The organism is Streptomyces sp. R35, assembly GCF_041053035.1.
Lineage (GTDB): Bacteria > Actinomycetota > Actinomycetes > Streptomycetales > Streptomycetaceae > Streptomyces > Streptomyces lutosisoli.
The window spans coordinates 9,234,478-9,260,048 of record NZ_CP163440.1; the positions used below are offsets into that span (position 1 = coordinate 9,234,478).

Annotated in this window: 21 protein-coding genes; 11 read left to right on the top strand and 10 right to left on the bottom strand. The window is 70.7% G+C overall.

Annotated elements, in window-relative coordinates; genetic code table 11:
• The first annotated feature begins 3 nt into the window (after nucleotides 1–3).
• The 7 genes from AB5J50_RS41545 to AB5J50_RS41575 all read left to right on the top strand — a co-directional run bounded on the left by AB5J50_RS41545 (nucleotide 4) and on the right by AB5J50_RS41575 (nucleotide 8,976).
• The gene (locus AB5J50_RS41545) at nucleotides 4–846 is read left to right on the top strand and encodes a nitrilase-related carbon-nitrogen hydrolase (RefSeq protein ID WP_327433176.1); all 843 of its coding nucleotides are present in this window, start codon (nucleotides 4–6) and stop codon (nucleotides 844–846) included.
• Nucleotides 843–2,126: an aspartate aminotransferase family protein gene (locus tag AB5J50_RS41550; protein WP_369263784.1), complete on the top strand. Its 1,284-nt coding sequence runs from the start codon at nucleotides 843–845 to the stop codon at nucleotides 2,124–2,126. Before AB5J50_RS41545 ends, AB5J50_RS41550 begins: the two co-directional genes overlap by 4 nt.
• A gap of 24 nt (nucleotides 2,127–2,150) precedes the next feature.
• Nucleotides 2,151–3,707 carry a PucR family transcriptional regulator gene (locus AB5J50_RS41555; RefSeq protein WP_369263785.1) on the top strand — a complete coding sequence of 519 codons (1,557 nt, stop codon included), beginning with the start codon at nucleotides 2,151–2,153 and terminating at the stop codon, nucleotides 3,705–3,707.
• A gap of 145 nt (nucleotides 3,708–3,852) precedes the next feature.
• Complete coding sequence (locus AB5J50_RS41560; protein ID WP_327433179.1) at nucleotides 3,853–4,695, top strand: nitrilase-related carbon-nitrogen hydrolase; 843 nt, start codon at nucleotides 3,853–3,855, stop codon at nucleotides 4,693–4,695.
• Nucleotides 4,696–4,834: 139 nt separating this feature from the next.
• Entirely contained in the window at nucleotides 4,835–6,235 is a 1,401-nt protein-coding gene (gene hydA / locus AB5J50_RS41565; protein WP_327433180.1) for a dihydropyrimidinase, read from the top strand.
• 18 nt (nucleotides 6,236–6,253) lie between these two features.
• Nucleotides 6,254–7,273 (top strand): TIGR03842 family LLM class F420-dependent oxidoreductase, encoded by a 1,020-nt coding sequence (locus AB5J50_RS41570; protein ID WP_327433181.1) that lies wholly within the window; start codon nucleotides 6,254–6,256, stop codon nucleotides 7,271–7,273.
• Nucleotides 7,274–7,449: 176 nt separating this feature from the next.
• On the top strand, nucleotides 7,450–8,976 hold the full coding sequence (locus AB5J50_RS41575; protein WP_369263786.1) for an NCS1 family nucleobase:cation symporter-1: 1,527 nt from the start codon (nucleotides 7,450–7,452) through the stop codon (nucleotides 8,974–8,976).
• Between the two features lie 98 nt (nucleotides 8,977–9,074).
• Here AB5J50_RS41575 and AB5J50_RS41580 read toward each other — a convergent pair whose 3' ends face one another.
• Together AB5J50_RS41580 and AB5J50_RS41585 are read right to left on the bottom strand one after the other, a co-directional pair.
• Complete coding sequence (locus tag AB5J50_RS41580; RefSeq protein WP_327433183.1) at nucleotides 9,075–9,734, bottom strand: hypothetical protein; 660 nt, start codon at nucleotides 9,732–9,734, stop codon at nucleotides 9,075–9,077.
• A 195-nt stretch (nucleotides 9,735–9,929) separates the two neighbouring features.
• Nucleotides 9,930–10,925 carry a carboxymuconolactone decarboxylase family protein gene (locus tag AB5J50_RS41585; protein ID WP_369263787.1) on the bottom strand — a complete coding sequence of 332 codons (996 nt, stop codon included), beginning with the start codon at nucleotides 10,923–10,925 and terminating at the stop codon, nucleotides 9,930–9,932.
• A gap of 276 nt (nucleotides 10,926–11,201) precedes the next feature.
• Between AB5J50_RS41585 and AB5J50_RS41590 the strand changes: the two genes are divergently transcribed.
• Both AB5J50_RS41590 and AB5J50_RS41595 read left to right on the top strand, forming a co-directional pair.
• Entirely contained in the window at nucleotides 11,202–12,314 is a 1,113-nt protein-coding gene (locus AB5J50_RS41590) for a sensor histidine kinase (RefSeq protein WP_369263788.1), read from the top strand.
• Entirely contained in the window at nucleotides 12,311–13,024 is a 714-nt protein-coding gene (locus AB5J50_RS41595) for a response regulator (protein ID WP_369263789.1), read from the top strand. Before AB5J50_RS41590 ends, AB5J50_RS41595 begins: the two co-directional genes overlap by 4 nt.
• 1 nt (nucleotide 13,025) lies before the next feature.
• Here AB5J50_RS41595 and AB5J50_RS41600 read toward each other — a convergent pair whose 3' ends face one another.
• The 8 genes from AB5J50_RS41600 to AB5J50_RS41635 form a co-directional block, all read right to left on the bottom strand.
• Nucleotides 13,026–14,081, bottom strand: coding sequence for a low specificity L-threonine aldolase (locus AB5J50_RS41600; protein ID WP_369263790.1), 1,056 nt, complete (start codon nucleotides 14,079–14,081; stop codon nucleotides 13,026–13,028).
• 85 nt (nucleotides 14,082–14,166) lie between these two features.
• A complete protein-coding gene (locus AB5J50_RS41605) occupies nucleotides 14,167–15,486 on the bottom strand; it encodes an MFS transporter (protein WP_369263791.1) in 1,320 nt (439 codons plus the stop codon).
• On the bottom strand, nucleotides 15,479–16,792 hold the full coding sequence (locus tag AB5J50_RS41610) for an acetyl-CoA carboxylase biotin carboxylase subunit family protein (RefSeq protein ID WP_369263792.1): 1,314 nt from the start codon (nucleotides 16,790–16,792) through the stop codon (nucleotides 15,479–15,481). The genes AB5J50_RS41605 and AB5J50_RS41610 overlap by 8 nt, the downstream gene beginning before the upstream one ends.
• Entirely contained in the window at nucleotides 16,789–18,423 is a 1,635-nt protein-coding gene (locus tag AB5J50_RS41615; protein ID WP_369263793.1) for a class I tRNA ligase family protein, read from the bottom strand. The genes AB5J50_RS41610 and AB5J50_RS41615 overlap by 4 nt, the downstream gene beginning before the upstream one ends.
• On the bottom strand, nucleotides 18,420–19,514 hold the full coding sequence (locus AB5J50_RS41620; RefSeq protein WP_369263794.1) for an NAD(P)/FAD-dependent oxidoreductase: 1,095 nt from the start codon (nucleotides 19,512–19,514) through the stop codon (nucleotides 18,420–18,422). Before AB5J50_RS41620 ends, AB5J50_RS41615 begins: the two co-directional genes overlap by 4 nt.
• Entirely contained in the window at nucleotides 19,507–19,875 is a 369-nt protein-coding gene (locus AB5J50_RS41625) for a cupin domain-containing protein (RefSeq protein ID WP_369263795.1), read from the bottom strand. The genes AB5J50_RS41620 and AB5J50_RS41625 overlap by 8 nt, the downstream gene beginning before the upstream one ends.
• A complete protein-coding gene (locus AB5J50_RS41630) occupies nucleotides 19,872–21,110 on the bottom strand; it encodes a lysine N(6)-hydroxylase/L-ornithine N(5)-oxygenase family protein (RefSeq protein ID WP_369263796.1) in 1,239 nt (412 codons plus the stop codon). Before AB5J50_RS41630 ends, AB5J50_RS41625 begins: the two co-directional genes overlap by 4 nt.
• A gap of 16 nt (nucleotides 21,111–21,126) precedes the next feature.
• Complete coding sequence (locus tag AB5J50_RS41635) at nucleotides 21,127–22,389, bottom strand: ATP-grasp domain-containing protein (RefSeq protein ID WP_369263797.1); 1,263 nt, start codon at nucleotides 22,387–22,389, stop codon at nucleotides 21,127–21,129.
• Nucleotides 22,390–22,754: 365 nt separating this feature from the next.
• Between AB5J50_RS41635 and AB5J50_RS41640 the strand changes: the two genes are divergently transcribed.
• Nucleotides 22,755–24,575: a gamma-glutamyltransferase family protein gene (locus AB5J50_RS41640; RefSeq protein WP_369263798.1), complete on the top strand. Its 1,821-nt coding sequence runs from the start codon at nucleotides 22,755–22,757 to the stop codon at nucleotides 24,573–24,575.
• A gap of 87 nt (nucleotides 24,576–24,662) precedes the next feature.
• Entirely contained in the window at nucleotides 24,663–25,508 is an 846-nt protein-coding gene (locus AB5J50_RS41645) for an inositol monophosphatase family protein (protein ID WP_327433202.1), read from the top strand.
• Nucleotides 25,509–25,571 lie beyond the last annotated feature (63 nt).

Consider the following 25,571-nt stretch of genomic DNA (forward strand, 5'->3'; position numbering starts at 1 on the left):
CTCATGGCCAACGTCGTACGTGCCGCTCTGGTCCAGGCCACCTGGACCGGCGACACCGCATCCATGGTCGCCAAGCACGAGGAGCACGCCCGCGAGGCGGCCCGGCAGGGCGCCAAGGTCATCGGATTCCAGGAAGTCTTCAACGCCCCCTACTTCTGCCAGGTCCAGGAGCCCGAGCACTACCGCTGGGCGGAGCCGGTGCCCGACGGGCCCACCGTCACGCGTATGCAGGAGCTCGCGCGCGAGACCGGCATGGTCATCGTCGTGCCCGTCTTCGAGGTCGAGCAGTCCGGCTTCTACTTCAACACCGCGGCCGTGATCGACGCCGACGGTACGTACCTGGGCAAGTACCGCAAGCACCACATCCCCCAGGTGAAGGGCTTCTGGGAGAAGTACTACTTCAAACCGGGCAACCTGGGCTGGCCGGTCTTCGACACCGCGGTGGGGAAGATCGGCGTATACATCTGTTACGACCGCCACTTCCCCGAGGGCTGGCGGCAACTCGGCCTGAACGGCGCACAGCTGGTCTACAACCCGTCCGCCACCTCGCGCGGCCTCTCCGGCTACCTCTGGCAGCTGGAGCAGCCCGCGGCGGCTGTCGCCAACGAGTACTACATCGCCGCGATCAACCGCGTCGGGCAGGAGGAGTACGGGGACAACGACTTCTACGGGACCTCGTACTTCGTCGACCCGCGCGGACAGTTCGTGGGGGAGACCGCGAGCGACAAGGCCGAGGAACTCCTCGTCCGCGACCTCGACTTCGACCTGATCGAGGAAGTGCGCCAGCAGTGGGCGTTCTACCGTGACCGCCGTCCCGACGCGTACGAAGGGCTGGTGCAGCCGTGACCGACCTGTACGCACGCCACAAGGCCGTCCTGCCCGACTGGCTCGCCCTCTACTACGAGGACCCGATCGAGATCACCCACGGCGAGGGCCGCCACGTCTGGGACGCCAAGGGCAACAAGTACCTCGACTTCTTCGGCGGCATCCTCACCACGATGACCGCACACGCCCTCCCCGAGGTGACGAAGGCCGTCAGCGAGCAGGCCGGGCGGATCATCCACTCCTCGACGCTCTACCTCAACCGCCCGATGGTCGACCTCGCCGAGCGGATCGCCCAGCTGTCCGGCATCCCGGACGCGCGCGTCTTCTTCACCACCTCCGGCACCGAGGCCAACGACACCGCCCTGCTGCTCGCCACCGCCTACCGGCAGAGCAACCAGATCTTGGCGATGCGCAACAGCTACCACGGACGCTCGTTCAGCGCGGTCGGCATCACCGGCAACAAGGGCTGGTCGCCGACCTCCCTCTCGCCGCTCCAGACGCTGTACGTCCATGGCGGCGTCCGCACCCGCGGCCCGTTCGCCGAGCTGAGCGACGCCGAGTTCATCGCGGCCTGCGTCGAGGACCTCAAGGACCTGCTCGGCCACATCCGCCCGCCCGCGGCCCTGATCGCCGAACCCATCCAGGGCGTCGGCGGCTTCACGGCGCCGCCCGACGGCCTCTACGCGGCCTTCCGCGAGGTCCTGGACCAGCACGGCATCCTCTGGATCGCCGACGAGGTGCAGACCGGCTGGGGACGCACCGGCGAGCACTTCTGGGGCTGGCAGGCGCACGCCGCCTCCGGCCCGCCGGACATACTCACCTTCGCCAAGGGCATCGGCAACGGGATGTCCATCGGCGGGGTCGTCGCACGCGCCGAGATCATGAACTGCCTGGACTCCAACTCCATCTCGACCTTCGGCGGCTCGCCGGTAACGATGGCGGCGGGCCTGGCGAACCTCTCGTACCTCCTCGAACACGACCTCCAGGGCAACGCCCGGCGGGTCGGCGGTCTGCTCATCGAGCGGCTGCGGGCGATCGCCGCGCAGCTCGACGGCGTACGGGAGGTGCGCGGGCGCGGGTTGATGATCGGTGTCGAGCTGGTCAAGCCCGGCAGCGACGACGCGAACCCCGAAGGCGCCGCGGCCGTGCTCGAAGCGGCCCGCGAAGAAGGCCTGTTGATCGGCAAGGGCGGCGGTCACAACACCAGCGTGCTGCGCATCGCACCGCCGCTGTCCCTCACCGTCGCGGAGGCGGAGGAGGGCGCGGCGATCCTGGAGCGCGCGCTGAGGTGTACGCAGTAAGAAACTGAGCAAGGGAACGCGTCAATGACCACCGCCTTGGAACCCGCCCTGTCAGTACGCCAGGTCCTCGCCCTGGACCGGGTGCTGGCCGGAGAGCCCGAGGTGGTGGCCGGTGCGGGCCATCTCGACCGGTCCGTGCGCTGGGTGCATGTCGCCGAGGCCGCCGATGTGGGCGTGATGCTCACCGGCGGCGAAATGGTGCTCACCACCGGGGTGCTGCTCGCCGGCGACCCCGACGCGCAGGCCGAGTACATCCGTTCGCTGCACCGCGCGGAGGCCGCGGCCGTCGTCCTCGGACTCGGCCGCGCCTTCCCCGCGCCGCCGGACGTGATGCGCCGGGCCGCCGAGCGGTGCGGGCTGCCCATGGTGGTGCTGCACCGGCCCTTCCCCTTCGCGGAGTTGACGGAGGAGGTCCAGTCCCGGCTTGTACGCAGCAAGTTCGCGGCCGTGAGCCTGTCCGAGGCGGTACGGACGGCGCTCACCGGGCTCATCACCACGGGCGCGCCGTTGCAGCGGATGCTCGACGAGATCGCCGGGCACGCCGCCTGTCCGGTCGTCGTCACCAACCTCGCCCACCGGGTGCTCGCCACGGCGGGGGAGCGGTCCGCCGTCGACGACGTGCTGCGTGACTGGGAGCGCATAGCGCGGCAGGCGGGCGGCAGCGAGGGTGACGGCTGGATCCGGGCCGAGCTGGGCGGGCGCGGCGAACGCTGGGGCCGCATCGTGCTGTGCGGCTACCGCGGTGACGCCGCCACCGGGCGGCTGCTCGCCGACCGCGCGGCCGAGGCGCTGGTCCTGCACCGGATGCTCGGCGGCTCCGTGCACAGCTGGGAGGCGGAGTCCGCGCAGAGCCTGCTCACCGACCTCGTGAGCGGGGTCGTACCGGCCCGGCAGCTTCTCCCGCGGGCGCGGGCGGCCGGGCTGCCCGTCAACCGGCGCGCCTTCGTGCCGATGGTGGTCCGGGACGGCGACCCGGCCCAACTCGACCGTGTACTGCGCCTGTTGGGGCTTCCGGGGCTGGTCGCGGAGCTCGCGGACGGCGCCACCGCCGTGCTGCTCAGCCTCGCCCGCGACCAGGACGCGGAAGCGCTGGCCGCGCACTTCGCCGTGCGGCTGCGGAACGAGAGCGGGGTCCGTACAACCGTGGCGGCGGCCTCCGCACGCGACGCGTGGGACGACGTACCCGGCGGTCTGCGCGAGGCCCTGCACGTCGCCGAGGCCGCCGCCGACGCACCCGCCGACCAGGACCAGCCGGTGCTCGTACGGCTGCGTGACGTCCATCTGCGCGGCCTGGTACGGCTGTTGCGCGACGACCCGCACGTCCAGTCCTTCGCCGAGCGGGAGCTGGACGGACTGCTGTGCGGGGCCGACGCCGAGTCCGAGCTGCTGCCCGTGCTCCGGACGTACCTCGCGACGGGCCGCAACAAGTCGCGCACCGCGCAGCTGCACCACGTCAGCAGGCCCGCGCTGTACCGGCGCCTGGAGGCGATAGAGGCGCGCCTCGGCGTCGACCTCGACGACTTCGAACAGGCGGCGTCCGTACACATCGCGCTGCTCGCGCACGACGCGCAACAACGGTGAAACACAGGACGACTCAGGTGAAACATGGGACAACGCGGGGGTGACACCGTGGAACGGCACAGCGCCTCAGACGTGACACGGTGCAACTCAAAGCGGCCGTCAGGGCTTTCTAGGCTCCTCGCACACCGAGCGACCGGAGGTCCCGATGAGCAGAGTGATCCGAGCCGCCGTCTTCCAGACCGCATGGACCGGCGACAAAGAATCGATGATTCAGGTCCACGAGCAGGCGGCCCGCGACGCGGCCGCACAGGGCGCACAGGTCCTGTGCTTCCAGGAGCTCTTCTACGGGCCCTATTTCTGCCAGGTCCAGGACAAGGCGTTCTACGAGTACGCCGAGCAGATCCCCGAAGGCCCGATCGTCCAGCGCTTCCAGGCGCTGGCCAAGGAACTGGGCATCGTCCTGATCCTGCCGATGTACGAGGAGGAGCAGCCCGGCGTCCTCTACAACACCGCGGCGGTGATCGACGCCGACGGTTCGTACCTGGGCAAGTACCGCAAGACCCACATCCCCCAAGTGCCGGGATTCTGGGAGAAGTTCTACTTCCGGCCGGGCAACTCCGGCTGGCCGATCTTCGACACCGCCGTGGGCAAGATCGGCGTATACATCTGCTACGACCGGCACTTCCCGGAGGGCTGGCGCGCGCTGGGTCTCGCGGGTGCCGAGATCGTCTTCAACCCCTCGGCCACCTCGCGCGGTCTGTCCGGCTACCTCTGGCAGCTGGAGCAGCCGGCCGCGGCCGCCGCCAACGAGTACTTCGTGGGCGCGATCAACCGGGTGGGCGTCGAGGAGTACGGCGACAACGACTTCTACGGGACCTCGTACTTCGTGGACCCCGAAGCCCAGTTCGTCGGCGAGGTGGCCAGCGACAAGGAGACGGAACTCGTCGTCCGCGACCTGGACCTGGCCAAGCTCCGCGAGGTGCGCGACCGCTGGCAGTTCTACCGCGACCGCGCTCCGGGGACGTACGGGCCGCTGACCGCGCCGTAAGCGCATCGAGCTCCGCGGGCCCGGCTCACGGGGGGCCGGGCCCGCGGCACCGTATTCCTCTCAAGGAAACAGCGTTGACCTCAGCTTTCAACAGCTTCGGTATTCCCTCAGTGCACGCACGACCGGAAGGAGAGGGAGCATGAGCCGTACCGTCATCCGTGGTGGTCTCGTCATCACCGCGTCCGACGAGATCCATGCCGACGTCCTGATCGAGGACGGCCGGATCGCGGCCCTCGCCGCGACCGGCACCCCGGCGGCCGAGGCCTGGACGGCCGAGCGGGCCATCGACGCCACCGGCAAGTACGTGATTCCGGGCGGCGTCGACGCCCACACCCATATGGAGCTGCCGTTCGGCGGCACCTCCGCCTCGGACACCTTCGAGACGGGCACCCGGGCCGCGGCCTGGGGAGGCACCACCACCATCATCGACTTCGCGGTGCAGAGCGTCGGCCACTCGCTGCGCGAGGGCCTCGACGCCTGGAACGCCAAGGCCGACGGCAAGTGCGCCATCGACTACGCCTTCCACATGATCGTCTCCGATGTGAACCAGGAGACGCTCAAGGAGATGGACCTGCTGGTCGAGGAGGGCGTCACCTCCTTCAAGCAGTTCATGGCCTACCCGGGCGTCTTCTACAGCGACGACGGCCAGATCCTCCGTGCCATGCAGCGCTCCGCCGAGAACGGCGGCCTGATCATGATGCACGCGGAGAACGGCATCGCGATCGACGTGCTGGTCGAGCAGGCGCTGGCCCGCGGTGAGACCGACCCGCGCTTCCACGGGGAAGTACGCAAGGCACTGCTGGAGGCCGAGGCGACACACCGTGCCATCAAGCTCGCCCAGGTCGCGGGCGCCCCGCTGTACGTCGTGCACGTCTCGGCGCAGGAAGCGGTCGCCGAGCTGGCGCGGGCCCGCGACGAGGGCCTGAACGTCTTCGGCGAGACCTGCCCGCAGTACCTGTTCCTGTCGACCGACAACCTCGCCGAGCCCGACTTCGAGGGCTCGAAGTACGTGTGCTCGACGCCGCTGCGGCCCAAGGAGCACCAGGCCGCGCTGTGGCGGGGCCTGCGCACCAACGACCTCCAGGTCGTGTCGACGGACCACTGCCCCTTCTGCTTCGTGGGCCAGAAGGAGCTCGGCCGCGGCGACTTCTCGAAGATCCCCAACGGCCTTCCGGGTGTCGAGAACCGCATGGACCTGCTCCACCAGGCCGTCGTCGACGGGCATATCTCGCGCCGCCGCTGGATCGAGATCGCCTGCGCGACCCCGGCCCGGATGTTCGGCCTGTACCCGAAGAAGGGCACCATCGCGCCGGGCGCCGATGCCGACATCGTCATCTACGACCCGCACGCCGAGCAGGTCATGTCGGTCGAGACGCACCACATGAACGTCGACTACTCGGCGTACGAGGGCAAGCGTGTCACCGGCCGGGTCGAGACCGTGCTCTCGCGCGGCGAACTGGTCATCACCGAGCGGGAGTTCACCGGACGCGCCGGTCACGGCGTCTACACCCCCCGCTCCACCTGTCAGTACCTTCTCTGAGCGACTAGGAGCGGCGCAATGGACTTCGGACTCGTCCTGCAGACCGACCCCCCTGCCTCCCGCGTCATCGAGCTGATGAAGCGGGCCGAGGGCAACGGCTTCACGTACGGCTGGACCTTCGACTCCGCCGTGCTGTGGCAGGAACCCTTTGTGATCTACAGTCAGATCCTCGCGAACACCGAGAAGTTGACGGTGGGCCCGATGGTCACCAACCCGGGCACCCGCACCTGGGAGGTCACCGCCTCCACCTTCGCGACGCTCAACGACATGTACGGCAACCGCACGGTGTGCGGCATCGGCCGCGGCGACTCGGCGATGCGCGTCGCCGGACGCTCGCCGAACACCCTCGCCCGGATCAGCGGCGCGATGAAGGTCATCCGTGCTCTCGGGCGCGGCGACGAGGCCGACCTCGGCGGCACCGTCATCAAGTTCCCGTGGGTCAAGCCCGGCGCCGAACTCCCGGTCTGGATGGCCGCGTACGGCCCGAAGGCCCTCAAGATGACCGGCGAGGAGGCCGACGGCTTCATCCTCCAGCTCGCCGATCTCTATCTGACCGAGTACATGGTCAAGGCCGTGAAGGACGCGGCGGTCGAGGCCGGCCGCGACCCGTCCGACGTGAAGATCTGCGTGGCCGCGCCCGCGTACATCACCGAGGACGACTCGCCCGAGGCGCTCGCCCACGCGCGTGAGCAGTGCCGCTGGTTCGGCGGCATGGTCGGCAACCACGTCGCCGACCTGGTCTCCAAGTACGGCGAGCACTCCGCCGCCGTACCCGACGAACTCACCGACTACATCAAGGCCCGCGAGGGGTACGACTACTCGCACCACGGGCGCGCCGACAACCCCGACACCGCGTTCGTACCCGACGAGATCGTCGACCGGTTCTGCCTGATCGGCACGGCCGAGCGGCACATCGAGAAGCTCAGCGCGCTGCGCGAGCTCGGCGTCGACCAGTTCGCGGTGTACGACATGCACGACGCACAGGAAGCCACCATCGACGCGTACGGGACCAAGGTCATCCCGGCGATCAACGGCTGACCCGCACCAGAGCCCCACAGCTTCACAGCATCACGGCACCACCGCGGCTCCCGCTCCTCCTCCCCAGAACGTCCCCTTCCCGCCGTCCCGGGAAGGGGACCGGCCGCACCCGCACCTCCCCCCACGGCGTCACCCGCACGGCCTTTCCCGTCACTCCTCACCTGATTGGCCTGCCCATGACTGAGACCGTCCCCACCGACAGCCCGCCCCCCGCTCAAGTCACGCTCGCCGACGGCCGCGTGGAGATCGCGCCCGACGCGCCCGCGCCGAGCGGCCCCTACGCCAACGAGGACCTGCTTCCGGTCCCGGTCGAGAAGCGCACGTGGACCACGTACAACTTCTCGGCGCTGTGGGTCGGCATGGCCCACAACACCGCTTCCTGGACCCTCGCCTCAGGTCTCATAGCCGTCGGCATGGACTGGAAGCAGGCCGTCCTCACCATCGCCCTCGCCAACCTGATCGTGCTGGTCCCGATGCTGCTCACCGGGCACGCCGGACCCAAGTACGGCATACCCTTCCCGGTCTTCGCCCGCGCTTCGTTCGGCGTGCGCGGCGCCAACCTCCCTGCCGTCGTACGGGCGTTGGTGGCCTGCGGCTGGTTCGGCATCCAGACCTGGATCGGCGGTGAGGCGATCTACTTCCTCGCCGGGAAGCTCTTCGGGGACGGCTGGAAGAACGCCTCCGAGGTCGGCGGCTACGCGTGGACCATGTGGCTGTCCTTCGCGATCTTCTGGGCGCTCCAGGTCGCCATCATCTACCGGGGCATGGAGACGATCCGCCGCTTCGAGAACTGGGCGGCGCCCTTCGTCCTCCTCGGCGCCGGCGTCATGCTGTGGTGGATGAGCAGCAAGGCGGGCGGCTTCGGCCCGCTGCTCGACCAGCCCTCCAAGCTCGGCTGGGGCGGGGACTTCTGGAAGCTGTTCTGGCCCTCGCTCATGGGCATGATCGGCTTCTGGTCCACGCTGTCGCTGAACATCCCGGACTTCACCCGGTACGGCAAGAGCCAGAAGGCGCAGACCTGGGGTCAGGCGCTCGGTCTGCCCACCACGATGACGCTCTTCGCCTTCCTGTCCGTCATGGTCACCTCGGGCTCGCAGGCCGTGTACGGCACGGCGATCTGGGACCCGGTCCAGCTGGCCGCCAAGACGGACAACGTCGCCGGCATCCTCTTCGCCCTGGTCACCGTGCTGGTCGCGACCCTGTCCGTGAACATCGCGGCCAACCTGGTCTCCCCGGCCTTCGACTTCTCCAACATCGCACCCCGGAAGATCAATTTCCGCACCGGCGCGCTCGCCACCTGCGTTCTCGGCGTGCTGATCTTCCCGTGGAAGCTGTACTCCGACCCGCAGGGCTACATCTTCACCTGGCTCGGCCTGGTCGGCGGTCTGCTCGGCACGGTCGCCGGCATCCTCATCGCCGACTACTGGATCCTGCGCCGCACCAAGCTCGACCTCGCCGACCTGTACCGCACCGGAGGCCGCTACTGGTACGACGGCGGCTGGAACTGGCGGGCCGTCGTCGCCTTCGTCACCGGCGGTGTCCTGGCCGTCGGCGGCGCCGACTTCCACCCGCTGATCGACGGACGGCCCATCCCCGCGCTGAAGTCGCTGGCCGACTACGGGTGGGCGGTCGGACTCGGTACGTCGATGGTGCTGTACCTGGTGCTGATGCTGCTGCGGGGCAAGGAGAAGGTCACTGTCTGACGTGCCCGACTTAGCCGTACATGAGTAGAGCCGACCGCTTTGTCGGGGTCGGCTCTACCGGTTTGTTCCGACTCTTGCCGACTCTTGCCGGTTCTTCCCTACTGGTTCTTCTCCAGCGCGGCCACCGCGTCCTTGGCGGCCTTGATGGCCCCCTTGTTGATCACGTCCGTGCTGGGCGCCTTCTTCGTCTCGAAGTCGCTGCCGTTGTACGTGACGACCACCAGCGCGTTGGACGCGCGGACGATCACCACGCCCTCGCGGGTCTGCTGCTTCTTCTCGGTGGTGAGGTTCACGACGGAGTAGCCCGAGTCGCCGAGGCCGGGCACCGCACCTCCGCCGCTTTTGTCCGCGATGCGTTCCGTATAGGACTTCTCTGCCGCCGCGTCCGACTCCTTGATCTCGTACGAGACGTCGAGCCAGCGGTAGTCGAACCCCTTGAGCGCGTTCCAGGAGCAGGTGCGGCGCACGGCCTTGTCGGTGGACGCGATCTCCTGGCCGGCCGTCTTGGCGCCCGGGACCAGGGACTTGACCGTCTTCTCGGTCACTCCGTCACAGGGGGCGGGCGAGGCGGCGTACGTCTTGGTGGCCGCGGACGTGGACGGTGCGGATGCCGTGGCCGTCGTCTTGTGCGTCGCTTTGTGGTCGGCGGTGGGGGTCGCGGCGAACGGGCCGGACGACAGGGCCCAGCCCGCCGAGGCGAGCACGGCGACCGGCAGCAGGCGCGCGGTGAGGGCGAGCGGCAGAGGAAGGGAACGCAAGGCGCACTTCTCGTGGGGGACGGTGCGGAGGTGGTCCGCACTGCGGACGGGACGCCAGTGTCACATGAGTCCCTGTGGGGCGGAAGTGCCAACTCGCTCCGTGCCTGTGTGGTGACAGTGGCTCACTGTTGACGGGCTGTGGGCCCTCACGCCGTCACGAGCCGCACCGCGGCCCGGTTCGTCCCTTTCGTGACGTCAGTTGTTCAGCGTGTGGACGGGAAGCGCGCTCTCGATGCGGTCGACGGCGGCGAACGCGCCGTACGCCACGAGATGCACGAGGCAGTGGTCGGTATGAACCGGTTCGCGCCACGCCGTCACGTCCTCGTCCGTGATGCGGTACGGGGCGAGGGCGGCCAGCAGCGCGAGGCGCGCGCCGGGGCGCGACCGGTCCGGGAGGCCGTCCCACGCGAGCGTCGGATGCGCGCCGTCCCATCCCTGGAGTGTTTCCCGTACGAGGATCCGGTCGGCCTCGTCGAGAAGTCCCGCTCCCGCGGTGGCGGCGGTGCGCAGCGCGGCGTAGGCCGGGCCGACAGTGGTTCCCCGCGCCCAGTCCGGTCCGGGCCCCGGGTCGTCGAGGAGCGCCAGGCTCGCGCCGGGGGAGGGGCGGCGGCGCACCGTCTTGGCCACCGAGCGGCCCACCAGACTCCTGACCGGCCGGAGACGTTGGACGTTGCCCGGCAGCAGGCTCTCGGTCAGCAGCGCCGACACGATCCGGTTGATGAAGTGGAAGGAGAGCGCGGTGCCGATGTAGGCCGGTGCGTGAGCCCGGGGGAAGGGGAGAGGCGTCAGTTCCGGGGCGCCCGGTGTCCTGGTCGCTCGGCCCCAGGCCAGCAGCCGCGCGTGCTCGGCGTCGGCGGGGGTCTCGCCGCGCGCCACCGTCTCCGCGAGCGCGTGGTCCCCGGTGGCGTGCAGCAGCATCGTGTGCGCGTCCACGCAGAAGGGACACCGATTGGCTTCGGACACGCCGAGCGCCGCGAGCTCCTTCCCGGTCCTGTCCCCCTCGCCCGCGATCAGCGACTCGCGCATCAACGCCCAGGTGGCGGTGAGGAGTTCGGGGGCGGACGAGAGGACGACGAAGGTGGACGGGCGGTCGATGCCGAAGTCGTCGGTGAGCTGGGCGTAGACGTCGGCGGTGCGGCCGGTGGCGGATTTGGGTGGCGGCGGGGTCGTGTAGCGGAAGGGGCTGGGCATGGGGTTCCTCCAAGTGGGTTACTGCTGATGCCGGTTGGCGACCGCCGACCACTGCGGGCAGTCGTTCCGCGGGGCGGAACGGGTGGGCGTGGCCGCCGGCGCCGGGTGCCGTTGCAACCCTGGTGCAGAGAGCCATCCGCAGGCGTCGTACACCCGAAGGCAATGCGAGCTACCCCACCGGGCCCGCGCCTGGCGCGACCTACTCCAAGCGGAGTACCCCGGGATCCATCCACAGGTCTGACGCGGCTGTCCGGGCAGCCGTCTATCGTGCCGAACATGCAGCTCGACCAGGCCACCCGAAGGCATCTGGCCGACATGGCCCTCGCGGTCGTGATCGGCGCCCTCGTCGTGACCGCGGCGGCGTTCCACGACAGCACAACCACCGTCGACTACGCGCTGATCACCCTCGGCTCCCTCACCCTCGCGGCCTATCGCACAGCACCACGCGCCGTACTGGCGATCACCACGACCACGACGACGGCGTACGTCGTGCACGCCCATCCCGGTCCTGTCTCCGCCCTCCCCGTCCTGGCCGCCGTACACACCGCGGCCCGCGTGGGTCACAGAGCCGTGGCGGCGTCGGCAAGTGCCGTGTTCCTGGCCGGATATATGGCGACGGGACCCACGAAGCAGGAGATCGTCGAGCGGGCCCTCCTGCTCGCGGGCTGGTTCCTGTGCGCCCTGGTGACGGGTCTCGCCGACCGGAACTGGCAGGCGTATCTGCGCCAGACGGAACAGCGCGCGCTGGAGGCGGAACGCACCCGTGAGGAGGCGGCACTGCGGCGCGCCGGCGAGGAACGGCTGCGTATCGCCAGGGAGTTGCACGACTCGCTCACGCACAGCATTTCCATCGTCAAGCTCCAGGCGGGCGTTGCCGTCCATCTCGCCCGCAAGAGAGGCGAGGAGGTACCGCCCGCGCTGCTCGCCATCCAGGAGGCGGGCGGCGAGGCGATGCGCGAACTGCGGGCCACGCTGGAGGTGTTGCGCACCGACGAGCCGACCGGCACACCCGCGCTGCTCGTGGAGCGGGCCCGCGCGGCCGGTCTCGCCGTCGATCTGAGGGTGAGCGGCGAGGAACGGGCACTGACGGCGACCGTGGACCGCGCCGCGTACCGCATCGTCCAGGAAGCCCTCACGAACGCCGCCCGTCATGCCGGCCCCGCCAAGGTCACCGTCGGACTCGACTACACGCCAGGCGAGTTGACGATCAGCGTGGACGACAACGGCGTCGCCCAGCCGTCCCGGCCGCCCACGCCCGGCATCGGCCTCACCGGCATGCGCGAACGCGTCACGGCCCTCGGCGGCACCCTGAACGCCGGCCCGCGCGCGGAGGGCGGCTTCTCGGTACGGGCCGAACTGCCGCTGGGGATACCGGAGGACGCGGTATGAGTGGCGTGGGCGAGGCGAGAGCGACGAGCCCGCTGATCCGGGTCGCGCTCGTCGACGACCAGGCCCTCATGCGCGCCGGCTTCCGCGCCCTGCTCGACGCCGAGGAAGGCATCGAGGTGGTGGGCGAGGCCGCCGACGGAGCACAGGGGCTGGCCCTGGTGCGGGCCGAGGTGCCGGACATCGCCCTCGTCGACGTACAGATGCCGGTGATGACGGGCATCGAGACGACCCGCCGTATCGCCGCCGACCCCGAGCTGTCCGGCGTACGCGTCGTCATCCTCACCAACTACGGCCTGGACGAGTACGTCTTCGAGGCGCTGCGGGCCGGCGCCAGCGGCTTCCTGCTCAAGGACACCGAGCCGGCCGACCTGCTCCAGGCCATCGCGGTCGTCGCCCACGGGGAGGCACTGCTCTCCCCGTCCGTGACCCGCACCCTGATCGGCGAGTTCGTGGCCCGGCCACCGGACCGGGCCACCGCGCCGGGCCTGGAGTGCCTCACGCGCCGCGAACGCGAGGTCACGGCGCTCGCCGCACGCGGCCTCACCAACGAGGAGATCGCCGCGCACATGGTCATCAGCCCTTTCACGGCCAAGACCCACATCAGCCGCGCGATGACGAAGCTGGGCGCCCGCGACCGGGCACAGCTGGTGGTGTTCGCGTACGAGTCGGGGCTGGTGGCGGTTCGGCAGGGAGATCAGCGGTTCGAGTGAGTCAGCGGCCGAGCTCCTCCTCGATGGCCGCCGCGAAGGCGTCCACGTCGGCCTCGGTGGTGTCGAAGGAGGTCATCCAGCGGACCTCACCGGTCAGCTCGTCCCAGACGTAGAACCGGAAGCGCTTCTGGAGGCGCTCGGTCACGGCGGGCGGGAGGACCGCGAAGATCTGGTTGGCCTGCACCGGGCGGTCGATCTTCAGCCCCGGCAGGTCACGGACCGCTTCGTACAGGCGCTGCGTCATGGCGTTCGAGCGGGCGGCCGAGCGCAGCCAGAGGTCACCGCTGAGCAGGGCCTCGAACTGGACCGACATGAATCGCATCTTGGAGCCCAGCTGCATGCTGGCCTTGCGTATGTGGGCCATGCCGCGCACGGCGTCCTCGTTGAGCACGATCACTGCCTCGCCGAACAGCAGGCCGTTCTTGGTGCCGCCGTAGGACAGGACGTCCACGCCCGCGTCGGTGGTCATCTCGCGCAGCGGTACACCGAGGGTGGCCGCCGCGTTCGCCAGGCGCGCGCCGTCCAGGTAGACCAGCATGCCGAGGCTGTGGGCGTGGTCGCAGATCGCGCGGATCTCGTCGGGCGTGTAGCAGGTGCCGAGCTCGGTGGACTGGGCGATCGAGACGACCTTGGGCTTGGCCCGGTGCTCGTCGTCGAAGCCCCAGGCCTGACGGTCGATCAGCTCCGGGGTCAGCTTGCCGTCCCAGGCGGGCACCGTCAGCAGCTTGATGCCGGCGACCTTCTCCGGCGCTCCGCACTCGTCGACGTTGATATGGGCCGACTCGGCGCAGACGACGGCCTCCCAGCGGTCGAGCATGGCCTGGAGAGCCACCACGTTCGCCCCGGTGCCGTTGAAGACCGGGAAGGTACGGGCGGTGGGCCCGAAGTGCCCGCGCATCACGTCCTGCAGGCGCTCGGTGTAGACGTCCCCGCCGTAGCTGACCTGATGGCCGTGGTTGGCCTGGGCGATCGCCTCCAGGACCTCGGGGTGCACGCCCGCGTAGTTGTCGCTGGCGAAACCGCGGGCATCCGGGTCGTGTCGTCGCTCTACGGTCATCGTGCTTACTCGTTTCGGTCGTGCGGTGTGTGGATGGTGGCCCGGGCCGGGAGTGGGCCCGGACCCGGTTCAGGGCGGGACCTGTTCAGGACGGGACCGGCTCTGTTCGGGCGCGGGACTTCTCCAGCCCGCGCACCAAGGGCGGACCGGCCAGTCCGAGCAGGACGAACAGCGCCGCCAGGACCACCCAGCCGGTCACCGCGGCGCCGACGATCAGCGACGTCATCAGCCACGGCCCGGCGAACTGCTGGAGCCCGCGTCCCAGGGAGAAGACCGCCTGGTACTCGCCCTGCCGGTCGGGCGGGGCGAGCCCGAAGGACAGTCCCCAGCCCGCCGACGCCTGGTACAGCTCACCCAGTACGAGGACCAGTGCGCCGCCCAGCAGAGCCGCGCTGTCCAGCAGCGTGCCATGTCCCGCGCTGAGCGCGAAGACCAGGCAGGACGCCCCCAGCGACCAGCCCGCCCAGCGCAGCATACGTGCCGCTCCCGCGGGGGTCTGCGCGCCCCTGCTGACCCTGACCTGGAACAGCAGCACCAGGACGGTGTCGAGGATCAGCAGGCCCGACACGGTGAGGGCGGGTGCGTCGGTGCTGGTCACGATCCACAGGGGCAGTCCCACGGTCAGCAGCGGGTGGTAGAGCTCCAGCGCCCCGCACACCAGGGCGATCGCCACATAGCGCGTGTCCCGCAGCGCCGAGCTGCGCAGCACACCCGTGCTCGTCCCGCCGGCCGTGCTCTCCTCGCTGACCTGCTCCGGGTCCGGGTCCGGGTCCGGGTCCGCGGATCGTCGCGCGCTCCGCCGCATCCCCGACAGCACGGCGACGGAGACCAGTTGGAGTGCCGCATTGGTGAGGACGGTGGCGTACAGCGCGGTCGAGGTGCCGACCGCGATGGCGGCCCCGGCCAGCGCGGCACCGCCCAGAAAGCCCAGGTTGAACAAGCTGCGCATCTGCGCGCTGACCCGGACGCGCTCCTCCCCGCCCACCAAGGCGTGGGTGAGCGACGCCTGGAGCGCCCCCGCGGAGGTCTCCAGCACGGCGATGGCACAGGCCACCGCGAGGAATCCGGCGAAACCGTCCACCATGCAGTACGCGGTGAAGCCCGCCGAGGCGAGAAGAAAGTTGGCCGTCAGCACCCTGCCCGCACCGAGCCGGTCGGCGAGCCTGCCGATCGGCACGGTGCAGACCAGGCCGCACAGACCGGCGACGGACAGGGCGAGACCCACCCGCTGGGCGGGGATGCCGATGGTCCGGGTGAAGAACACCGCGCTGGAGGTGAGGAACACCCCGAGCCCCAGGGACTGGATGAGCGTGAGCACGCCGAGCCGGCGCGCGTTCCCGGCGGCGGGGAGGGTCTCGCGGAGCCAGGCGCGCAGCGCGGGACCCGGTCCGCGGGTGTCAGCCATGCGGCTGCTCCGACGGGAGTTGCCCGCCCCCGCCTTCGATGGGCTCGGTCCGCAGGCCATAGCCTTCCATCACCGTCCGCACGGCACGCCGGACACCGTCCGCGGTCTCCCCCCGGAACCGGAAGATCCCGGTGCCTACGTCGTAACTGCCGGGGCCGGTCATGACGTGCCCGACCGGCGGCAGTTCCTCGTGGTAGACCTCCGGGACGACGTCCCGAAGCGAGGCGCGGTGCGTCACCCGGCTGGGCAGCTGCCCGGGCGTCGGATAAATGAGCCACCCTCCGCCGGAGGCGGGCGCACCGGTGTCCCGCCACAGTGGGGGCAGGCCGATCGCCGCCCGGAACGCCTCGGCGAACAGGTCGATGCCGTAGAGGTCGACATGGAGGAACGGCACTTGGGCGCCGCCCGGCCGCAGTCCGACCTCCAGGAACACCAGCTCGCCGCCCGGGCGCCGGATCACCTCCAGGTGAAAGGCGCCGTCGCGCAGCCCAAGGGCCTTCAGGCAGCTTCCGGCGAAAGTGGTGAGCTCGGCCCGCTCGGGACCTTCGTCGAGCAGCACCGACCCGAGGGGGCGGCCGTGCGCGTAGTCCAGGCAGGTGTTGACGTACTGGGAGGCGCTGACGAAATGGAAGGAACCGGAGCGGTACACGCCGTCGACATGGAAGATGTCGCCCTCGACATACTCCTCGCACTCGTACGCGGTGGGGTCGACGCCGCTCAGCGCCAGCTCCAGTTCCGCCGTGCTTCTGACAATGGTGACGCCCTCGGAGCCCGCCGAGGCCCGTGGCTTGAGGACCAGGGGCAGACCGCCGAGTGCTTCGGCCACCGCCTCGGCCCGCGAGCCGTCGTCCAGTGGGCAGAACCTCGGCACCCGCAGTCCGGCGTCGCCCACGGCCCGCTTCATGGCGGGCTTGTCCTTGAACCGCCGGACCAGGTCCAGGCCGTAGCCGCCGGTGACACCGAGGTCCGCCGAGAGCCGGGCGGCGGTGAGGATGTCGTACTCGGACTGCCCGAAGACGGCGTCGGGGGTGCCGTGCCGGCCCGCGATCTCGCGTACGACGGGCAGGACGTCCTCGTGGGCGAGGCTGTCGAGCACCCGGATCTCGGTGGCGCCGTCCTGGTCGAGCGCGGGCAGGCCGCCGGGCGTGGTGAGGTACACCGTCCGGCACGGCGTGCCGTCGAGGAAGCGGTGGTATTCGCCGAACTCGTCGCCGGAGCGGTTGAGTACGACGTACAGCGGAGTGCTGCCGATGGTGTGCGGGGGTGTGGTGCCGACGTTGTCCGGGGGTGTGGTGCCGACGGTCATGCGCCCGCTCCCGGTCGCATCGAGTCCGGCAGACAGGCGTCGAGGTCGGCGGCCTCGACCCGGCCGAAGGCGGGGGCGGCCGGGCGCCGGTCGGCCGGTGTCGGGGCGAGGAAGGCTGCCGCGCGGGGCTCGCCGGTGCCGCCGAGGGCCTGCCAGATCTGTTCGGCGAGGTCCGGCATCACGGGGAACGCGAGCAGGGACAGGCCCTTGAGCCACCAGTAGGCGCCGTCGTCGGCCGAGTGGGCCACCGATTCGTCGGCGCACCAGCGGTCCAGGGCCGCGACCGCACGCCGAGTGTCGACGCGGGTGGCGTCCAGGGCCGCCGACTGCTCGGCGAGCAGCGACTCCAGAAGCTCGGCCACGGCCGGTGCCGGAGCGTGCGGCGGTCCGTCGGCCAGCCGGGTCCAGGCGGCCTCCATCCGCTTGCCGAGGTCGTCGGCGAGCGTGGCGTTGGCCGTCGTGAGGAAGTCGGCGGTCTCGAAACTCGCCGGCCCGGACTCCAGATCGGCACGGGCGAGGAAGTACCGCACCGCGTCGGCGCTGATCGCGGGCGACGCCGCGACGTCCGCGGCCCAGATCGCATGGCGGGCGCTGGTGGAGAACTTGCGTCCGGCCAGTTGGTAGAAGTGGTTGATGAGACACCGGTCGTACGGCTTCATGTCGCCGTGCAGCAGGCTGGTGCCGACGATGGAGACCAGCGTGGGGATCACGTTGTCGATGCCCAGCGTGGTGATCGTCGTGACGCCGGAGTCCGGGTCGAAGGCGTTCACGCCGGTACCGGACAGCTGCCCGTGGACCGCTCCGGCGAGCCGGGCGAACATGAAGATCCCGGCGTACGGGAACAGGGCGTGCGGTACGTCCGGCTCGGGTGCGGGCAGCGGCACTCCCCACTCCTGCGGGGCGCTGAGCCGTACGGTCAGACCGTCCCGCTCCAGGAACCGCGCCACCGTCTGCCGGTAGCGGTCGGCGATCCCCAGCTCGGCGAGAGGGGCGTCGAGCACGTCGCGCTCCGGCACCCGGAGGAAGAGGCTGGATATCTCCCGCCAGGTCAGCGGGCCTTCGTCGAGGAGGGGACGCGGGTCGACGACCGACTCGGGCAGGAAGTGCGCGCTGCACTCCTCGCAGAAGTAACTGGCGACCCCCGCACCGCACTCGGGACAGCGGCCGAGCAGCCAGCCGCCCACCACCCAGCGGCCCGACGTGTCGCAGTAGGGCACGCGCTCCTTCCGGGTCAGCACCGCGCCCCGGTCCTTCAGGCGCTCGATCGACCCGGCCACCTCGTGCTCGAAGAGGTCGCGCCACGGCTCCTGGTCCGGGCTGATGAAGGCGTCGACGCCGATGCGCAGGGCGGCCAGGTCGTCCTGGATCCGCCGGCCGTAGCGGGCCGCGACCTCACCGGGTTCCGATCCTTCGGCGTGTGCCTTGAGCGTGACGTACGACTCGTACACATCGCTACCGGTGATCACGAGCGGCAGGTCGCCGCGGACGCGCAGATGCCGGGCGATCATGTCGGACCACAGGAAGGGGCCGCCGATGTGTCCCAGGTGCAGGGGCCCGTTCGGCGTGGCCTCGGGTGGCACGAGAAGGTAGTGCTTCGGGACGTGCGCGTCCCCCGTCAGCAGCAGACTCATGACCGCGAACTCCCGTAGAGCAGATTCAGTGTGTCCTCGGCCATGGCCGGAGCGAGTCGGTAGCCGGAGCCCGATCCGCCGATCGCCATCACCACGTCGTCGTCATCGACCGTGTCCACGATGGGCAGATGGCCCGGAGTGAAGCAGTCGCTGAAGACCCGTCCGCCGAGCAGGTGCGGCAGGAATCCCGGCACGTGCCGTTCCAGCAGGGCACGAGCGAGGGAGCGGTCCCGGGCATCGATGGCCAGCGGCTCGTCCGGGCCGCGGTCCCAGTCGGGCGAGGTGACGCTGAAGATCCAGTGGCCGCCCGGGTGATGGGGCAGCAGGAACGCGTCCGCGTCCTCGAAGACCAGCGCGGGCGCGTGCGGCGGGGGCGGCGACATGATGTGGAACGCCACCACCTTCTTCACCCGGGCGCCCCGGTCGCGGGCGGCCCGGGCCACGGGACCGTCGAGGGCCCACGGTCCGGGCGCGACAACCGCCTTGTCCGCCGTGACACGGCTCCCGTCGGCGGCGTCCAGCTCGATGTGCCCGCCCGCTCGGCGTACGGCCGTGACCCGGAAGCCCTCCAGCAGAGTGCTGCCGGGACGGCTGAGCACCCGGTCGAGCAGCTGGTCGGCCAGCGCCTGTGGACGGCCTACGGTCATGGGGGCGGACGCCCGCACGACCTCGTCGTCGCCGTGGGCGAGCCCGGGGAACGTTTCGGTGAGCAGCCGCTGCCCGTCCTGGTCCACGGCGGAGGTCCGCCCGCCGTCGGCCATGCTCATGTGGAGCGCCGCCGCGTTGACGCGGCTGACCAGCCAGTAGGTGTCCACCGGTTCGCGCTGTACGTCGGGCAGTTCGGCGGCGAGTTCGGCGAACAGGGCGGTGCTGCGGGCGGCCAGGGCACGCTGCGCGGCGCTGTGCCCGGTGGGCGTGTCGAAACCGGCCGACAGACGGGTGGCCCCCGTTCCCCGTGCGGCGTGGGTGAGGACGAGGACGCGCAGGCCGGGGTTTCGCCGCACCGCGTAGTGGGCGGTCAGGGCGCCCACCACGCCGCTGCCGACGACGGCCAGGTCGTAGTGGGGAATCGCGGTGTTCGGGTCACGCATCGGGCGCCGACCACCAGAAGGAGAAGATGACCAGTTCCTCGCCCCGGTCGGCGAACACCTCGTGGACCGACTGCGAGGGAAAGGCGACCACCGAGCCGGGGGCGACGGACGACCGCTCCCCGTCCACCACCAGCGTGCCGGAGCCGGCCTGGACCACCCAGATCTCCCGCACCGCGTGCTGGTCGGGGGAGCTGGTTCCCCCGGGCGGCACGGTGAAGCGGGCCATCTTGAACGGCACCGACGAGAAGCACGAGCGCGCGAAGTCCGCCTCGGCGACGGTGACTCCGTCCGGCTCGACCTCGGTGGGCAGGAAGGGCAGCAGAGCCCGGTATGCCTCGGTCGACTGCTGATGGACCGTCATACCGTGTACCTCGTCTCACCGAGCATGCTGTTCAGAATCACCGCGCTGCGCCACGCGAGCAGGCTCAGATTGGGGTCGGCGACTCCCCAGGAGTGCCGCGCGCCGTTCTGGAGGTAGATCCGGTTCTCCGACGGCCCGTCCCAGGCCAGGGAGAAGTCGTCACGGACGTCGAGGAGCCCGTCGGTGCGCCGCAGCCGGGGGGCGAGGGATGCCATGAACTCGGGCAGCTCATAGGCGTATCCGGTGCACAGGATGACGATGTCCGCGGCGAGTGCGGCGGGGGCGTCGAGGCCGGAGGAGTCCGTGAAGTCCGTGAACAGCTTCCACTCGTCGGGGCCGCCTTCGAGAGCGGTCACCCTGCAGTCCGGCAGGAAGCGCAGTCTGCCGGGGGTGTTCTCGATGAACTCGTCGCGGTAGCTCAACCGGTAGATGTCCTGGAGGACTTGGAGGTCGATGCCGTCGCTGGTGTACTTCTGCCGTTCGAGCAGCCGGGCCTTGCGGTCCGCGGGCAGCCCGTGGAAGTGGCGGACGTACTCGGGGCTGTAGAGGTCGTTGGCGAACGGCGAGTCGTCCATGGGCAGGAAGGACTGACGCCTGCTGGCCCAAGTGATGCTGTGCGCCGGGCTGTTGGTGGCGAGGTGGCGGACGATCTCCGCCCCGCTCTGGCCGCCGCCCACCACGACGACGCGGCGGCCGGTGACGTCCGGCGCGCGCAGCAGGAACTCCCCGGAATGGAAGACCGTCGGCCCGAGGAAGGGGCGGAACGGCTCAGGGACGCTCGGGGTGAGGCCGGTGCCGAGCACGAGATGACGTGCCGTCACTTCGCTCTCGTCCGTGCGTACATGGAACGCCCCGCCGTGGAAGTCCACGGTCCGCACATCGGCGCCGAAGGTCAGATTCGGCAGCTGTCCGGCGACCCACTGGAGGTACTGGTTGAACTCCGTGCGCAGGACGGCCGGGAAGTCCGCCGCAAGGAACCGGTAGAGGCGTCCCGTGGTGGACAGGAACGACAGAAAGGAGAACGGGCTGGTGGGGTCGACGAGGGTCACCAGGTCCTTGAGCAGCGAGACCTGCAAAGTGGCCTCGGGCAGCAGCAGACCGGGGTGCCAGGAGAAGCTCTCCCGGCGTTCCAGGCAGGCGCCTTGCAGCCCGTCGATGCGGTGGGCGAGGGCGGCCAGGCTCATGTTGGCGGGCCCGACGCCGACGGCGGCGTAGTCGAGTATGTGATCGCTCACGGTGCGAGTCCGAGGGTCAGACGGCGACGACGGCGTCGCCGAGAGCTTGCCAGCGGTCGAGTGCGCCCTGCGGCGAGTCCGCGGTGAACAGGGCGTGACCGAGGCGCGATCGGCAGTCCTCGACGCCGGGGATGAGCTCGCCGGGCGCGAAGTACACGGAGGTCTCCGTCACTTCGGGCAGCGCCGCCATCTCCTGCCAGCCCGTCAGTTCACGGTAGGAGGAGCGGCCCCCGGCGGAGAAGAAACGGATGCCGGCGCTCTTCGCCTGCGGGTCGGCGAAAACCCCCGCCTCGTCGAGGCCCAGTCCCAGGGAGGTGGCGATCGCCACCTTGGGGAGGCTGACACCGGTGACGAGCCGCAGAAGTTCCACGATCCGGTCGCCGGGCAGGCGCGCGCCGATCTCGATGAGGACAGGACCCTCGGCGGTCAGCCGCAGCTCGCAGTGGAACGGGCCACTGGTCAGATGTACGGCGCGGACGACGTCGACGACGTACGCCTCGACGGCCTCCAGGGTGCCGGAGTCGACCTGGGCCGGGGTGAGATGGCCCATCTCCACGAAGTCGGGCTCGGGGCCGAGAAGCGTCCGGGTGAGAGCCACCAGGGTCACCTCACCGCTGTCCAGGACGTAGCCGTCGGCGCTGAACTCGGGGCCCGTGACGTACTCCTCGACGAGCACGCGGTGTTCGTGCAACTGGCCCATGTCCGGGACGGGGTCGGTGACCAGGCGCTGGAAGGCGGCGGTGAGCTGGTCCATGTCGTCGGCCCGGCTGACATGGATGCTGCCGGAGCAGGCCACCGGCTTCATCACACAGGGAAAGCCGACGTGGGCGGCCGCGGCGCGCAACTCCTCGTCGGAGGTGGCCTGGGCGAAGCGCGGTGTGCGCAGGCCCGCTTCGGCCACCGCGGCCCGCATGACGCTCTTGTCGCGGACACGGTCGACCGTCTCCACGGGCAGGCCCGGCAGGCCGAGCGCGGCGGCGACGCGAGCGGTCGCCGAGACATAGATGTCGGACCCGGCCAGCACCGCCTCGAAGGGCTCCTGGTCGTGCAGTTCGCGGACCGCGGCTTCCAGCGCCGCCTGGTCGTTGGTCTCCACCGTCAGCACCGTCTCGGCCGCGCCGCGCACGGCGTCGGAGAGCCGGCGGTCACCGGAGTCGGCGGAAGCCACCACGACCCGCAGCCCCATCTCGGCCGCGACACCGATCAGGGTGGCGCCTCCGGAAGAAGCGGGTTCGACCACGACGATGCGCGCAGGCTGAAGGGGGTCTATGCGTGACAAGGCGAATTCTCTCGGGTCAGAGGAGGGCCGGGCCGGCCTTGTGGGCTGTACGGGCCCGGCGAACCGTTTGTTCTCCGGCGGGGCGGACATCGGGGGCGTTCGTGTGTCGCGCCGTGATCTTTCTATCCGGGGAGCTTGATCGCGGTCAATGCCTGACGGGAAGAATGTCTGCCGATTGGCATGTGAGCCGCATAACCTCCTGTGCCCGGCCGGATTTTTGATGTTCTCGGCTGTGAACGTGCCCTTGCGGGACGGCAGCGCCAGCCGTGCGGCGCGTGGTCGACGGCGTCCAGCGGCCGGTCACGAAATGGCAAGTGCCATAGTCGGGACCGAGGTTGATCGCTCCGCACAGCGAGGTGGCAGGCATGTTTACGACCCGACCGACGCTCCAAGGCACCTTCGGAATGGTGTCCTCCACGCACTGGCTCGCCTCGCAGTCGGCGATGGCCGTCCTGGAGGGTGGCGGCAACGCGTACGACGCCGCCGTCGCCGCCGGTTTCGTCCTGCACGTCGTCGAGCCGCACCTCAACGGACCCGCGGGCGAGGTCCCGATCATCCTCGCCCCGGCGGGCGGCGAGGTGCGGGTGCTGTGCGGGCAGGGTGTCGCGCCCGCAGGAGCGACGATCGACCACTACAAGGGACTCGGTTTGGATCTCGTACCCGGTACCGGGCCGCTCGCCGCCGCCGTACCGGGCGCGTTCGACGCCTGGATGCTCCTGCTGCGCGACCACGGAACCAAGTCGCTCGCCGATGTCCTCACGTACGCCATCGGGTACGCCGAGGACGGCCACGCGCCCGTGGAGCGCGTCGGCGAGACGGTCGAGACCGTACGCGAGCTGTTCGAGACGGAGTGGACCTCGTCGGCGCAGGTGTATCTGCCGGACGGCAGGGCCCCGAGGCCCGGCGAGCTGTTCCGCAATCCCGCCCTCGCCGCGACCTGGCGACGGCTGCTCGCCGAGGTCTCCGCGGAGACGGACCGGGTGGCTCAGATCGAGGCCGCGCGGAGGGTCTGGCGCTCCGGCTTCATCGCCGAGGCCCTGGTTCGCCAGGCCGAGCGGCCCGCCATGGACACCAGCGGCGAGCGCCACACCGGCACGCTGACGGCCGCTGACCTGGCCGGTTGGTCCGCGACGTACGAGGCCCCGGCGACGTACGACTGGAGGGGCTGGACCCTGTGCAAGGCGGGCCCCTGGAGCCAGGGCCCGGTCCTCCTGCAACAGCTGGCCCTGCTGCCGCCCGAGCTGCCGCACTACGGCTCCGCCGACTACGTCCACCTCCTGGTCGAGGGCTGCAAGCTCGCCATGGCCGACCGCGAGGCCTGGTACGGGGACGCGGCGGAGGTGCCGCTCGACGAACTGCTGTCGGAGCCGTACAACGCCGCCCGCCGCGCCCTCGTCGGCGACAAGGCGTCGTACGAGCTGTGCCCCGGCAGCCCAGGTGGGCGCACTCCGCGGCTGAGCGGGCACGCGCGCGTGGCGGCGGACGGGGAGCCCGGCTTCGACGCGCTGGCGGTACCGGGCGCGGGCGAACCCACCGTGGCCCGGGCGGCCACGGAACCCGGTGTCGCACCGGACGGCGGAACCCGGGGCGACACCTGCCACCTCGACGTCGTCGACCGGTGGGGCAACATGGTCGCCGCCACCCCCAGCGGCGGCTGGCTGCAGTCCAACCCGGTCGTGCCCGAGCTGGGCTTCCCGCTCGGCACCCGGCTCCAGATGGCCTGGCTGGAGAAGGGGCTGCCCAACTCCCTGACGCCGGGCCGCCGGCCGCGCACCACGCTGACCCCCTCGCTCGCGCTGCGCGACGGGGTGCCGGTCATGGCCTTCGGCACCCCGGGCGGCGACCAGCAGGACCAGTGGCAGACGCACTTCTTCCTGGCGGTGGCGCTCCGCTCCGAGGTGCGCGGCGGCCTCGACCTCCAGGGCGCGATCGACGCCCCGAACTGGCACACCGACAGCTTCCCCGGCTCCTTCTACCCTCGCGGCATGCGCCCCGGCAGCCTCACCGTCGAGTCCCGCATGGACGAGGCTGTCGTCGAGGAGCTGCGCCGCCGCGGCCATGACGTCCTGGTCGACGAGGCCTGGTCCGAGGGACGGCTGTGCGCGGTCGCGCGGGACCCGCGGACGGGCGTGCTGTCGGCGGCGGCGAACCCGCGCGGGATGCAGGGGTACGCGGTCGGACGCTGATCACCGAACCCCCTGAATTCATCGCGATTCCATCCGGAGTGCACCGGACGGGTGAGGATTGTCAGTGGCGCGTGCTGTCATGGAGCCATGATCGAAGACATCGAAACCATCGACGAGTTTCTCGCCCACCGCACGTCAGACGTCGAAGAAGCAGTACGCAAGGCGGCCGCCGCCGAGATCATGCCGCGCTTCAGGCAGCTCGCCGCGCACGAGATCGACCAGAAATCCGGCCCGCACGACCTGGTGACGGACGCCGACCGCAAGGCCGAGGAGTACCTCACCGAGGCCCTCACGGCGCTGCTGCCCGGCTCGGTCGTCGTCGGCGAAGAGGCGGTGCACGCCGATCCGGCGACGTACGACGCGATCCGTGGCGCGGCGCCGGTCTGGATCGTCGACCCTGTCGACGGGACCAGGCAGTTCGTGCACGGCGACCCCGGATTCTGCACGCTGGTCGCGCTCGCGGTGGACGGCGTGGTGCGCGCCTCGTGGACGTTCGCTCCCGCGCGCGACGAGTTCGCGACCGCGATACGCGGTCGGGGCGCCGTTCTCGACGGCGTGCCCCTGCGCTCCGGCTCGCCCGAGCCCGGCCGCGACCTGGACATCGCCACGTCCCACCCGGACTACACCACGGACGAGCAGAAGCGCGCGCTCCTGGGCCTGCGCGTCGAGGGCGTCGCCCCGCGCGCGTGCGGCTCGGCCGGCCTGGAGTATCTGGCCATCGCCCGCGGCGAGCTGGACGGCGTCGCCTTCTCCTGGGAGGCCGCCTGGGACCACGCCGCGGGTCTGCTGCTGGTCGAGGAGGCGGGCGGCGCGCATCTGACTCTCACGGGGGAGCCCTTCCGCATCACCGGGGGCAACGCGCTGCCGTTCACGGCGGCCCGGGACGAGGCCACGGCCCGCCGGGTGGTGGCGCTGCTGGCGGCCGGAGCCTGATCACCGGGCCCGGCGCGTCACCGAGCTCGACCCGCCACCCAGCCCGGCGCGTCACCGGCCCCC

Bases quoted from the DNA above. Each gene is read 5' to 3' on its own strand.
- AB5J50_RS41545 (WP_327433176.1), top strand. From the start codon at position 4: ATGGCCAACGTCGTACGTGCCGCTCTGGTCCAGGCCACCTGGACCGGC.
- AB5J50_RS41555 (WP_369263785.1), top strand. From the start codon at position 2,151: ATGACCACCGCCTTGGAACCCGCCCTGTCAGTACGCCAGGTCCTCGCC.
- AB5J50_RS41560 (WP_327433179.1), top strand. From the start codon at position 3,853: ATGAGCAGAGTGATCCGAGCCGCCGTCTTCCAGACCGCATGGACCGGC.
- hydA (WP_327433180.1), top strand. From the start codon at position 4,835: ATGAGCCGTACCGTCATCCGTGGTGGTCTCGTCATCACCGCGTCCGAC.
- AB5J50_RS41570 (WP_327433181.1), top strand. From the start codon at position 6,254: ATGGACTTCGGACTCGTCCTGCAGACCGACCCCCCTGCCTCCCGCGTC.
- AB5J50_RS41575 (WP_369263786.1), top strand. From the start codon at position 7,450: ATGACTGAGACCGTCCCCACCGACAGCCCGCCCCCCGCTCAAGTCACG.
- AB5J50_RS41585 (WP_369263787.1), bottom strand. From the start codon at position 10,925: ATGCCCAGCCCCTTCCGCTACACGACCCCGCCGCCACCCAAATCCGCC.
- AB5J50_RS41590 (WP_369263788.1), top strand. From the start codon at position 11,202: ATGCAGCTCGACCAGGCCACCCGAAGGCATCTGGCCGACATGGCCCTC.
- AB5J50_RS41595 (WP_369263789.1), top strand. From the start codon at position 12,311: ATGAGTGGCGTGGGCGAGGCGAGAGCGACGAGCCCGCTGATCCGGGTC.
- AB5J50_RS41600 (WP_369263790.1), bottom strand. From the start codon at position 14,081: ATGACCGTAGAGCGACGACACGACCCGGATGCCCGCGGTTTCGCCAGC.
- AB5J50_RS41605 (WP_369263791.1), bottom strand. From the start codon at position 15,486: ATGGCTGACACCCGCGGACCGGGTCCCGCGCTGCGCGCCTGGCTCCGC.
- AB5J50_RS41610 (WP_369263792.1), bottom strand. From the start codon at position 16,792: ATGACCGTCGGCACCACACCCCCGGACAACGTCGGCACCACACCCCCG.
- AB5J50_RS41615 (WP_369263793.1), bottom strand. From the start codon at position 18,423: ATGAGTCTGCTGCTGACGGGGGACGCGCACGTCCCGAAGCACTACCTT.
- AB5J50_RS41620 (WP_369263794.1), bottom strand. From the start codon at position 19,514: ATGCGTGACCCGAACACCGCGATTCCCCACTACGACCTGGCCGTCGTC.
- AB5J50_RS41625 (WP_369263795.1), bottom strand. From the start codon at position 19,875: ATGACGGTCCATCAGCAGTCGACCGAGGCATACCGGGCTCTGCTGCCC.
- AB5J50_RS41640 (WP_369263798.1), top strand. From the start codon at position 22,755: ATGTTTACGACCCGACCGACGCTCCAAGGCACCTTCGGAATGGTGTCC.
- AB5J50_RS41645 (WP_327433202.1), top strand. From the start codon at position 24,663: ATGATCGAAGACATCGAAACCATCGACGAGTTTCTCGCCCACCGCACG.